General features: G+C 39.0%; 11 protein-coding genes. 6 read left to right on the top strand and 5 right to left on the bottom strand.

The window, feature by feature from the left end:
* Positions 1-181: 181 nt before the first annotated feature.
* From ACTB0Y_RS16690 to ACTB0Y_RS16665, 6 genes are all read left to right on the top strand, one after another.
* Positions 182-1738, top strand: coding sequence for a lytic transglycosylase domain-containing protein (locus tag ACTB0Y_RS16690; protein ID WP_463207977.1), 1557 nt, complete (start codon positions 182-184; stop codon positions 1736-1738).
* Between the two features lie 3 nt (positions 1739-1741).
* On the top strand, positions 1742-3250 hold the full coding sequence (locus ACTB0Y_RS16685; protein WP_463207976.1) for an SGNH/GDSL hydrolase family protein: 1509 nt from the start codon (positions 1742-1744) through the stop codon (positions 3248-3250).
* 11 nt (positions 3251-3261) lie between these two features.
* A complete protein-coding gene (locus ACTB0Y_RS16680; RefSeq protein ID WP_463207975.1) occupies positions 3262-4482 on the top strand; it encodes a GDSL-type esterase/lipase family protein in 1221 nt (406 codons plus the stop codon).
* 39 nt (positions 4483-4521) lie between these two features.
* Entirely contained in the window at positions 4522-6036 is a 1515-nt protein-coding gene (locus ACTB0Y_RS16675) for an MBOAT family O-acyltransferase (RefSeq protein ID WP_463207974.1), read from the top strand.
* A gap of 80 nt (positions 6037-6116) precedes the next feature.
* Complete coding sequence (locus ACTB0Y_RS16670; RefSeq protein WP_463207973.1) at positions 6117-6584, top strand: hypothetical protein; 468 nt, start codon at positions 6117-6119, stop codon at positions 6582-6584.
* A complete protein-coding gene (locus tag ACTB0Y_RS16665; RefSeq protein WP_463207972.1) occupies positions 6581-7126 on the top strand; it encodes an HD domain-containing protein in 546 nt (181 codons plus the stop codon). The genes ACTB0Y_RS16670 and ACTB0Y_RS16665 overlap by 4 nt, the downstream gene beginning before the upstream one ends.
* Here the strand turns inward: ACTB0Y_RS16665 and ACTB0Y_RS16660 are convergent.
* The 5 genes from ACTB0Y_RS16660 to ACTB0Y_RS16640 all read right to left on the bottom strand — a co-directional run bounded on the left by ACTB0Y_RS16660 (position 7123) and on the right by ACTB0Y_RS16640 (position 12400).
* Positions 7123-7503, bottom strand: a complete 381-nt coding sequence (locus ACTB0Y_RS16660) for a DUF1987 domain-containing protein (protein WP_463207971.1) — start codon at positions 7501-7503, stop codon at positions 7123-7125. The two genes, ACTB0Y_RS16665 and ACTB0Y_RS16660, sit on opposite strands and share 4 nt — an antisense overlap.
* Before the next feature lie 2 nt (positions 7504-7505).
* A complete protein-coding gene (locus tag ACTB0Y_RS16655; protein WP_463207970.1) occupies positions 7506-8684 on the bottom strand; it encodes a sigma-54-dependent transcriptional regulator in 1179 nt (392 codons plus the stop codon).
* A gap of 10 nt (positions 8685-8694) precedes the next feature.
* Positions 8695-9627: a Ppx/GppA phosphatase family protein gene (locus ACTB0Y_RS16650; protein WP_463207969.1), complete on the bottom strand. Its 933-nt coding sequence runs from the start codon at positions 9625-9627 to the stop codon at positions 8695-8697.
* Between the two features lie 204 nt (positions 9628-9831).
* Positions 9832-11460 (bottom strand): ABC transporter permease, encoded by a 1629-nt coding sequence (locus tag ACTB0Y_RS16645; RefSeq protein ID WP_463207968.1) that lies wholly within the window; start codon positions 11458-11460, stop codon positions 9832-9834.
* Positions 11461-11473: 13 nt separating this feature from the next.
* Positions 11474-12400, bottom strand: a complete 927-nt coding sequence (locus ACTB0Y_RS16640; RefSeq protein WP_463207967.1) for an ABC transporter ATP-binding protein — start codon at positions 12398-12400, stop codon at positions 11474-11476.
* Between the last annotated feature and the right edge of the window lie 224 nt (positions 12401-12624).

The raw sequence follows: 12624 nt of genomic DNA, 5'->3' as shown, positions 1-12624 counted from the left end.
CGTAGCTTTGGCGGAGCGAGGCTGCGCCTTCGCATAGCTTCGGCGAAGCAAGGCACAAGCATAATTATAATAAAGATAGAAATACTATGTGTCAGATATTCAGCTCATCATGGCGAGCTACACCTGCCCGCCGTACTACTATGGCAGGCGGGTCTGACCATTGACAATTAAAAATAAACAGATGAAAATATTAGTGACTACCCTGAGTTTATTGACAGCCTTAACTGTGCAAACCGTTAATGCAAATTTGCTCACCGATACCAGTCAGGTAAACGATCAGATAGTGTTAAACCAGTTAACGGAAGACTATGACAGCTTGTTGCATTCATGGTATGTAAGCCGTTCTGTAGATCAGGAGGACACTATAGAAATGGAAGAAATCGATAATGTTGGTTTATTGATGCCGCATGATTCGGTTATCAAGAAAAATATGGCTGAGATGCCTGTATTCTTTGACATGACTTACAATAGAATTGTAAAAAGCTATTTTAAGGTATACCTCAAAGATAAACGTGAACTGACCGAAACAGTGCTTGGACTATCCGAATATTATTTTCCGTATTTTGAGGCTATTCTGGATGCCAAAGGACTTCCGTTGGAATTGAAACATTTACCGGTTATTGAATCTGCATTAAACCCCAGAGCCGTTTCGCGTGTGGGTGCTACAGGTTTGTGGCAGTTTATGTATGCTACCGGGCGATTTCTCGATATGGAAATTACCTCATTCGTCGATGAACGGCGAGATCCGGTAGCATCAAGCTATGCAGCAGCAGATTATTTAAATTCACTTCATGAAATTTTTGGTGACTGGACCCTGGCACTTGCTGCCTACAATTGTGGCCCGGGAAATGTGAATAAAGCCATTCGAAGAAGTGGCGGCAAAACAGATTTTTGGGACCTGTATTATTATTTACCCAGGGAAACACGTGGTTATGTGCCCGGGTTTATTGCGGTGCTATATATTTTTCACCATCAGGACGAATTGAATCTTAAGGCAAAAAATATAGAAATGCCCTTGCTAACAGATACGGTAAAGGTTAAGCAAAAATTACATTTAAAACAAGTGGCCGAAGTTATGCAACTGCCTCTTGGGCAATTACAGGATTTAAACCCCCAGTATCGGCGAAATATAATCCCGGGAGGGAAAGCATACGCCTTGCGCTTGCCTTATAAGCGGGCAACAGATTTTATTACTTTGCAGGATTCTATTATGAAATATAAAGATTCAATTTATTTCAATCCCAAAATACTGGCCAAAAAGCCCAATAAACAACGCTACTACGGAGATGCTCCATCGGGTAATTATAAAAGATTATACTATCGGGTAAAGCCCGGCGATAACCTTGGTTTTATAGCAGATTGGTATGATGTGCGAACCCGTGATTTGCGCTACTGGAACGGTATCAGAGGTAGTATGATTCGGACCGGGCAACGGCTCAATGTGTATGTCCCAAAATCACGCGCAGCCAATTATAAAAGCATTAACAAACTTTCATTCGCCCAAAAACAAAAAAGGGAAGGAAACCCTGTTAAAAATGTGCAGGGCAACCAGACTTCTAAAAAATACCCGGATGATGGTCAGTATGAATATTATACCCTAAAAAAAGGAGAAACCTTATGGGAGGTAGCCAAGCGATACGAAGGAATTAGTGACAGGGATATTTTACGTATGAACAACTTGACTACCGGCCGGTATTTAAAAGCAGGCCAGCGAATTAAAGTTAAACGTATTAACTAACTTATGAATGTTAAGCCTGTAAAGCCCCGGGATATACTGCTCTTTTTTACACTGGTACTGGCTTTACTGGCCATGCTGTCGTGGATTTTTCCTTCCGAAGGTCTGAAGGTTACTGATGATTTCCGGATAAAGTTTCTTAACCTGGATCAGATTACTGCCGAAGAACCACAATATGTGAACCTGGATAGTATTATTACTGCTGCCCGCATTACAGACAGCTTGCAGCAAAAACAAATGCAGGCTGACACCCAGCATGTGCAAACAAATAATGCTCAAAAAATTATTGACACAGTAAGAGCGCGTGCATCTAAATTGCGCGACAGGATACAACCAATTGAGTTTCCGAAGGATAATACCCGTATGCTGGAACCTTTTTTCGAGGAATTACGCACAGGTAACGTTTCAAAGAGTCTTATTCGTATTTTACACTACGGCGATTCGCAAATCGAGGGCGACCGTATTACACGCTATTTACGTAACCGGTTTCAAAAAACATACAGCGGTAGTGGCCCGGGATTGCTGCCAGCGTACAAGCCTGTAAGTGAAAATTCGAGCATGCAAATCACTACTGAGGGGCCCTGGGAAAAACATACCGTAATGATGCGCAGCGATTCTATATTCGATTATCAGAATTACGGAATCCTGGGTTCTTGTTCAATGCTCAATGGTAGCGACTCTGTGCTTTCAGGAAAGCTTAACTATAAAATATCGAAATATAGTTACTTATCGAGTCGGCATTTTCGCTGGGCTCGATTATTTTTTGGCAGGGGAGGTGGCTTATTCAATCTTTCTATTTATGAAAAAGATTCACTCTTACTGAAGGATGTGGTTGATGGCTCCGGTCCATTAAATTATTTTGGGCTTCAATTGAATCATACACCCGAAAATATAACCTTTGAAGTTTCAGGCGACAGTTTGCCTTATTTTTATGCGGTTTCATTTGATCAGCCTACAGGAATTGCTGTAGATAATATTGCCTGGAGGGGTAGTAGAGGTGCTGAATTTTATAAAATGAGAACGGAAATACTTTCACGTTTCTTCAAACAATTGAACGTGAAGTTGATTGTTTTTCAATTTGGTGTTAATGTAGTTCCGCATATTGTAAATAGTTACAACTTTTACGAAAGGCAGTTAGTAAGTCAGTTGACTCACCTGAAAAAAGCTGCAGGTGAGATCCCTGTATTGGTGGTAAGTGTGAGTGACATGTCGCAAAAAAAACATGGCTGGTACGAATCGTATCCTAATATTACTAAAATCAGAAATGCGCAGCGCAATGCTGCATTTAAAAGTAATTGTGCTTTCTGGGACATGTATGAGGCCATGGGGGGCCACAATTCAATGCCTGCATGGGTTTTTGCTCAACCACCACTGGCCCGGAAAGATTTTACCCATTTTAATTTCCGCGGTGCACGCATTGTTGCTCGCATGATGTATAATGCTATTATGTACGAATATAATCAGTATCAGACGCAAAATAACGATAGTGCCACAGTGGCCAATCCTGATATATAAAATTTATTTACATGATTATCCGTGTGTTCAAAATACTTTTCATACTTATTTTATTACCCGGGTATTCAATAGCACAGGATTATCCATACGAAGTGCCCCAATATCAATTTATCCGATACGATAAAAACCAGCTTACGGGTAACCCGGCATCTTTACCCGGGTTTAAATCATTTTTTCAGGAATGGCAGAATCTGATATTGAACGGAAAATCGAAAATTGAAATTCTACATTTGGGCGATTCTCACATTCAGGCTGATTTCTTAACCGGCCAAATCAGGAGACGCATGCAGCGATTTTTTCCGGGTTCTGAAGGAGCAAGAGGCGTTATATTTCCTTATAATCTTGCAGCAACCAACAATCCGGGGAATTATTTAATTCGATCGGCAAGCCAATGGGAAGTTGTTAATGGAGTAAAAGAGCATAATGTGCATACAGGTTTAATCCCGGCCAAGGTTTTCTCTACCGATTCTGTTATTGACTTAAGAATCAGCCAGTATGATACTTTACCTTTTTCCGGATTTAGTGAAATAGAAATGTGGTATGCTACAACTGATACGGCCTTTCTGATAACACCCTCAGGTAATCGAGTGAAGATATACCCGGGGCAGGGTAAGGTTAATGTCGGGCTAAAGCAACTTGTGAAATCTGTTGAAGTAAAGGTTTTAGGTGCCGATAGTCTCCATCCGTTTGAATTATATGGTATTGGACTGAAAAATGACCTTCCCGGTATTACTTATCATGCTTTGGGTCTTAATGGGGCAAAAGCAGAAGATTTTGCACAATGTAGCAATTTTACAAAGTTTTTAAATTTCACAAACCCTGATTTGATAATAATATCTTTGGGAACAAATGATATTTACGATATTTATGCCCGAATAAGTGATTTTACCTTGTATTATGGTATGCTAATTCAGGAAATAAGAAAAGTTTTCCCCGATAAAGCATTAATTTTAACCACGCCCGGCGATCATTTCATTAATGGATATTTACCCAACAAAAAGGTAGAGAAGGCTGCAGAGGCAATAAAAGAAATTGCAGTAAAATTTGATGCAGCTGTGTGGGATTTTTATACTGTAATGGGCGGTGAAGGCGCCATGCGTCAATGGGATATGTATGGTTTGAGCGCGCGTGACAGGGTGCATCTTTCAAAAAAAGGTTATCATTTGCAGGGCGATTTGTTTTTTAATGCTTTGTTGAATAGTTTTGAGCACACGGTTATGCCGAAAAAATAACTTTAGTGAATGTGGCGAAGCCATTTGATTCTATGTTAAATGCAGGATTTATTAAGTAAGATATTTACCTACCAGGAAAACATTCCAATGATATTTACCCATTGGAGTTTTTGGGTATTTTTTCTTGTGGTTCTTGCCGGATTTTCTGCACTACAAAAGCGCATGCAACTGCGCAATATTTGGTTATTTGTTATAAGTCTCTTTTTTTACTATAAATGTGGTGGATATTACTTTTTTCTGCTCATATTCAGTACAATAGTAGATTATTTTATTGGTTGGGGTATATACAACATTAATATGCCCAACAGACGAAAGTTTCTGGTTGGGCTTAGCGTATTTGTTAATCTTTTTGTGCTGTCATACTTTAAGTACGCTTATTTTTATACTGATCTGATCAATACCGTTTTTGGAACCAATATACAGGTTGTGAATTATCTGGCGATGGGTTTGAATGAGCTTGCCAATACTTCGCTCGATATTTACACGATTATTCTCCCGGTCGGTATTTCTTTTTATACGTTTCAAACCATTAGTTATTCTATAGATATTTACCGGTATAAGGTTAAACCGGTGAAAAATATTCTGGATTTCGGTTTTTACGTATCCTTTTTCCCGCAACTTGTAGCCGGACCTATTGTTCGTGCGGCAGAATTTGTACCCCAAATATACAGGAAGTTCAAACTCACCGCTTACGAGTTTGGCTATGCCACCTTTCTTATTCTGAACGGTCTGGTAAAGAAAATTGTAATAAGCGATTATATTTCGGTGAATTTTGTAGATCGTGTATTTGAGCAACCATTGCTCTATTCGGGATTCGAAAACCTGATGGCCGTATATGGTTACGGAATTCAGATATATTGCGATTTTAGCGGATACACTGATATTGCAATTGGAGTAGCGTTGCTTTTAGGTTTTAGATTGCCTGTTAACTTTCGTTCGCCTTACAAGGCAACCAGTGTAACAGATTTTTGGCGGCGCTGGCACATTTCACTTTCATCGTGGTTAAAAGATTACCTCTATATACCACTGGGTGGTAACCGGAGAGGCACAATGCGAACTTATACGAACCTAATGATTACCATGATACTCGGAGGGCTCTGGCACGGAGCCAGCATGCGGTTTATTATTTGGGGTGCTATTCACGGTATTGCTTTAGCTATCGATAAATTTATAAGATCTGTTACAAGCTTCAGATTTTCAGGCTTATGGGGTAGGGCAGTGGCCATTTTTATTACTTTCCACATAGTTTCTTTTGCCTGGATATTTTTCAGGGCTCAAAGTACTGAAATAGTTGGAAATATGTTACAACAAATTGGCACCGACTGGCAATGGGGCCAAACTTTTGAATATTTGACCGGTTATAAATGGATTTTTCTACTCATGTTAATTGGTTTTGTTTTTCATTGGTTACCTTCCCGCATTAAAGAATACTATATTCGATGGTACATTGCTGTACCCTGGTATTTGAAAATTCCAATTATTGTAATTGTGGTCTTCTTTATTTTCCAAATTCAGGCAGCCGACATACAGCCGTTTATCTATTTCCAGTTTTAAAATATTGATTTTTTTTTGCAATCGGGTAAAACAACCCTTTTTGGAGTGCCACATAACTGATAAATTTTGTGCTAAAAAATATGACCAAGAAATTAGTTTTACTCACAGCCATTTTTCTTATTCTAACGCAATTTGCCAATGCGCAATATCATGAACGCGATTGGAAATGGCAACCTTATGCATCTTTAACCAAGGGCGGTAAAATTTTTATAGTGCTCTATTATGGAACTTTGATAGATGGTTACAATGGCAAAGTGCGTTGGAAAATTGAAAGCAGGGCTGCAAAACCCCTTTTTGGAGTTGATTTGGGCGCACAAACTTATGAGCTAAAAAACGGGGAGAAAGTTCAACGTGATAAGCGTGTATTTAAAACCCGAAGAATAAAGCCGGGCGGAGATGCTATGACTTTACCGGTTGTGATTGAACAGCAAGGCTTTTCAGGTGTTGAAGATGCAGAGGTTGAAACGCCCGAAATAATTCTGGACTTTGGTGAAGACCGGGTTTATGAATGGAACAAGTTAGGAAAAATAGAATTAGCTGTACAATGATAGATAAAAATGAAATGCCTGCGTGTATTCTTAGTGCTGTAGCCAAAGCAGCCTGGCTGCATAGGTATCAGCGGCGCAAGGGCAGCCAAAAAATTCCTTATATCAATCATCCGGTAAAGGTTGCATTAATGTTGGCCGAGTGTGGGCACAGGGATGTAGAACTTTTGCAGGCTGCTGTGCTGCATGATGTAATTGAAGATACGGAATATACTTTAGAATCGCTTGCAAATGATTTTTCTGCAAGAGTAGCCGGGCTGGTCGAGGAAATGACCGATGATATGACCTTACCATCGAAAAAGCGAAAGCAATTGCAGGTAGCGCATGCAGGGGAACTTTCGGCAGATGCCGCGAAAATAAAAATTGCAGATAAAGCTTGTAATATTAACGATATTCTGGAGTATGATTTGTCATGGTCAAGAAAACGGAAATATGACTATGTAGTCTGGGCCAACGATGTGGTGAAGCATATAAAAAATCCGGATCCCTGCCTTCTAAAGCATTTTACGAGTATTAGTAACCGGGCAAAAGAAAATTTTGGTTAATCCTCGTTTATTATCAGGTTGATGGGAATATCCATACGTTCAGCATATATTTCGCCAGCTTCCTCCATATCTTCATCTTCGTCCTGAAAAATCCAGTCTATTTTCACATCATGCCCGCCATTATAGATTTCCTGGAGTAGAATCATAATCTCCCACAAAAGTTTTGATGATGCTGTATTGAAATAAGTAAGATGAAAAGTTACGTCTGTTTTAGGATTTGGGTTTTCGGCATATTGTTTTAGCCATTCTATGATGGGCATATAGAATCCTACAGCATCTTCAGACATTGAAGTGCCTTTTATGAAAAATACTCCTTCTTTTGGATTTAATTCTACTTCAGGGCTTACTTTGGTTCCATCTATGTGAAGTGTCTGCATGATTACTGTTTTTTGGTTGTACTCAAAGGATGTGCGAAGGATTTTACGTCGTTCCCTGTAATTTGTTCATTACTGAGTATGATAAGTCGTTCTATAACATTCCTAAATTCACGGATATTACCTGTCCATTGGAGTTTTTGAAGTTCTTCAATCGCGTCTTTAGAAATTTTTACCGGCTTAATTTTATATTCGTCACAAATTTGCTCATTGAAAAACGCTGCCAACTCTGGAATATCTTCTGTACGTTCTCTTAACGGCGGTACATTAATAAGAATTACGCTAATACGGTGATAGAGGTCTTCCCGAAAACGGGTGGCCTTTATTTCCTCGTTCATATTTTTATTGGTTGCAGCCACAATGCGCACATTTACGTCAATATCTTTATCGCCGCCCACCCGTGTAATTTTATTTTCCTGCAATGCGCGTAAAACTTTTGATTGTGCACTCAGGCTCATGTCTCCGATTTCATCGAGGAAAAGTGTGCCTCCAGTGGCTTGTTCAAATTTTCCTTTACGTTGCTTATTGGCTGATGTAAAAGCTCCCTTTTCGTGTCCAAATAGTTCACTTTCAATTAGCTCAGAGGGTATGGCGGCGCAATTTACCTCAATAAATGCTGAGCTTTTACGTTGGCTCATTTCGTGTAGTTGCCGTGCTACAAGTTCTTTGCCTGTTCCATTCTCTCCGGTAATGAGCACGCGGGCTTCTGTTGGACCCACTCTTTCAATCATTTGTTTGACCTGTGTGAGGGCCGCACTGCTACCGACCATTTGGAAGTTTTTAGAAACCTTTTGTTTCAGTCGTTTGGTTTCTTCTACCAGGGTAGATTTATCCTGAGCATTTTTTATGGTGATAAGCAACCTGTTCAGGTCCAATGGCTTTTCTATAAAATCGTAAGCACCTTTTTTTATTGCCTCTACAGCGGTATCAATATTTCCATGTCCGGATATCATAATAACCGGCGTGTCGGGTTGTAGTCTTGTTACACGTTCCAGGACTTCAATACCGTCCATTTTAGGCATTTTTATATCGCAAAGAATGGCATTATAGTCATTATTTTTGATCAATTCGAGGCCCTGTTCACCGTCTTCAGATACATCAACCGAATATTTTTCATATTCAAGTATTTCCTGTAACGTGTTTCTTATGCTCTCTTCATCGTCAATAACTAAAATTTTTGCCATAGCTTACTCCTTATTCAAGTGCTTCTGTTAGTAGACCTTCTTTTAATGCAAAAGCGGAAAAGAAGACTTTCTCAAAATTAAACTTTTTAATAATATGATTTACGAAGACAATAGCAATGGACATGAGATCTACCCGAATCATGTCCATCCCTTTTACTTCCCGTCTTTCAATTTCAGGCATAAAAACAAGGTGGTCGTGCAGTTCTTTGATGCGCGTGCGCGACAACTTATAGGCAGCCGTATCAATTTTTTTAAGCGGGCGGCCTTTTTGTGCTTCTACCAGGTTGCTAATGGTTTCAAAGCTTCCGCTGGTGCCTAAAAGTACTTCTGGCTCATATTTTTTAACAGTTTTATCCAGTTCTTTAAATTCTTCGTCGAAGAATTTAATTATGCGTTCTTTGTCTTCTTCAGTAAGCGGGTCGGTTAATTTGAGCTTTTCCATTACTCTGCGCATACCCAGATCGTAGCTTTTCTGGAAAAATAATTCTTTTTTATTAGCAATTATGATTTCCAGGCTGCCACCTCCGATATCCATAATCAGCACTGGTGTTTTTTCGAGTTTATAAGCTTTTTGAACTCCTTTGTGTATGAGCTCTGCTTCTCGTTGCCCGCTGATTATCTCTACATCGAGATGAAAGCGCTCTTTGATTTCGTTTACCAGCAACTGTCCATTTTGTGCATCACGGAAGGCAGATGTACCGGTACATTTGATGGTTCTGCATTTGTAATTTTCTGCAGTAACTTTAAAAGATGCTATAGCCTCAAGCGCTCTCAAACGTGCATCTTCTGTAATAATTTTTTTTGTAATTCCTTTGCTTGCAAGCTTTACTCCTGATTGTTCTTTGTGTATTATTTTAAACCCTTCAGGTATATCTGCTTTCTCGGCAATTAACAATTTGAAAGCGTTTGACCCCAAATCGAAAATGGCTATACGTTTGTTCATATCTGGTTTTTTGATATGGCTGTTTTTTTAATTTTCCTATTATTTTGCTAAGGTATAATTTGTCTTAATATTTTCCTATACGATTTATAATATGGTTGTTTGCAAATTGTATTGGTTTGATCATCGGACCTGGTAAAGGTATTAAATTCATATGTTTAAGATTCATCTAATTTATATTTTTCACCAGATATGAATTTATAACTTTTAGTGCTTTATTTTAATCCATTTCCACAATTCTTTGTAAGAAACTTTTGACCCGAACATGAGAATGCCTGTTTTATAAATTCTCGAGGCAACCCAGATCATACCTATGAAAGTTGCGAAAAGCAATCCCATCGATAGGGCTAACTCCCAGATTGGTACTCCAAATGGTATTCTTACCAACATCACAATGGGAGAGGTCAATGGGATGATAGAAAACCAGAATGTAAGGGCGCTTTCCGGGTTATTTATCGTATTAATCATAACAAACAAGGCTAAAATTAATGGAATGGTGATGGGGGCCATAAACTGCTGGGTGTCGGTTTCGTTATCAACAGCTGATCCAACGGCCGCAAATAATGCAGCGTACAGCATGTATCCGCCTATAAAGAAAAACAGAAAGGTGCCAAGTATTAGTGGCCAGTTGACACTGGTAATGGACGCCATAATTTCCTGCATTTGGCCCATGTTTCCTTCTACTACCGGAGCCATGCTCTGCATGCCACCACTGCCAACAAAATCATTAGCTTGTTGTTGGAGCTGAGAGGCATCCGAGGGCACAAGTATGGTGAAGGCTCCAAAAGTTAGCAGTCCGGTCATGATAATCCAAATCAGGTATTGTGTCAGACCTACGAGACCTACTCCAAGCACCTTACCCATAAGTAATTGCATGGGCTTTACCGAGCTCAGAATAACTTCGACAATGCGGCTGGTTTTTTCTTCAATTACACCGCGCATTACTTGTGAGCCAAACATGAATATTGATATGTAAATAAGGAACCCGGCAACGTATCCAATGATCATGGCAATCTCAGGGCGTGCTTCTTTTTCTTCGCCATCTTCAGTAATTTTAATACTTGCTACATTAATGCTGGTTTTCATGTTTTGAAGTATCTCCTGGTCGATGCCCGCATTGCGCAGTTTTTGGTTTTCTATTTCGCGTTCTATGGAGCTTTCTATATGACTTCGTAATCCCATAGAAAGCGATTTCTGTGCATATGTTTGGATTTTAAGGGACGAGAGGACATTAGACGGAATAAAAACAGCAGCATAGTAATCACCGTTGCGAATAGCTTGTTTTACCGTTTTATAATTGTAGTCTTTATAGTGAAATTTTGCTGTGGAAGTATTTCCAATTTTTCCTTTAACATCGTTTAATCGTTGATTGATTAAAGGGAGCATGTTGGCATATTTGGTGGCCAGAGAATCAAAAGGTTGTTGCGGTAAATTGTGACTTTTTTTAATTTTTCTGGCTTCATTGATAAATCCCAATTTCAGGTTTTCCCCCATAAGTGTGTCCCGATTGTTGGCAATGAGGTGGAGTTTATCATTGAGGTTTTTCATTTCGCTTCCGATTGGAGGCAGGTTTTTCTGGTATTTGTCCAATTCGGACTGAAACCTTCTGCTATTGAGGGTAATGCTTTCTTTTAAAACTTTTGTGTAATCGAAAATACCCGATGAGTCTATCACTGCAATATGCTTTGTATCGCTATCTTCCATGGTAGCAAACCATACTGGAGCTGCCAGTAGGCCGGCAAAAAGTATTGGGCCTATCAGGGTCATTAACAAAAATGATTTTTTCTTAACCCTTGAAATATATTCTCTTTTTATTATGTATTTTGTTTTATTCATGGTTTTGGGATATTTAGTTTTTGTTCTCGTACTTGTTAACAACTTCGATGAAAACATCATCCATAGAGGGGATAACTTCTTTAAAAGCATTTATGGTTGCATGTGGCATTACTTCTTTCAGAAGTTCGTTGGGAGATGTGCCATCCAGAATTTTTATACGGGCAAATTGTTCTCCTGATTTATTTTCATCGTTAATTACCTCATATTGTTCAGGCAACTTGTTTGAGAGGTTCTCAACGCCATGATAATGGAACTCATACTCGAATGTTCGGTAGCGTTTTTTTACTTCGTCTACTTTACCTTCCAGTATTTTGTGTGATTGATTGATTAGTGCAATTTCATCGCATATTTCTTCTACACTGCCCATGTTGTGGGTACTAAAAATTACGGTAGCGCCTTTTTTTCTTAAATCTAATATTTCGTTTTTCAGCAGTTTAGCATTAATTGGGTCAAAACCGCTAAATGGCTCATCAAAAATCAATAATTTGGGTTCATGAATTATTGTAACGATAAATTGTACTTTTTGGGCCATTCCTTTTGAGAGTTCTTCTACTTTTTTACCCCACCAGTCTTGTATTCCGAATTTTTCGAACCAGTATTTTAACCTTTTCAGGGCATCGTGTTTGCTGAGACCTTTTAACCTGGCCAGATAAAGGGCTTGTTCGCCAACTTTCATTTTTTTATACAAACCGCGTTCTTCGGGGAGGTAGCCTATTTGCTCTACATGTTTGCGCCGCAATGGCTGTCCATTGAATAATACCTTCCCGTTATCGGGCTGTGTAATTTGATTAATGATGCGTATTAATGTGGTTTTGCCTGCTCCGTTGGGGCCTAACAAACCAAATACGCTGCCTTCTGAAATTTCGAGAGAAACATCTGTAAGTGCTCTGTGATTAATAAATGATTTGTTGATGTTTTCTGCTTGTAGGATTGTTGTCATGGTTTTTTATTTAAATGAGCAGATATTAACAATTTTTAATTAGCCTACGAATTTAGATAAAAGCCTTGAATTTGGAAAATTTTATGTGTTTTTGTATCAAAGCGGATCACATCCATCCGAAACTTTTTTAAAAAGAGAATCAACAACAATTACTTTTGTTTATTTATGCGATATCTTTTTTGAAACTCCAGAAAAAAAGTAGTTTATAATGTCAAAACAGTGTT

It is taken from the genome of Salinivirga sp., from assembly GCF_055145285.1.
This window is presented reverse-complemented; position numbering and strand designations above follow the sequence as displayed.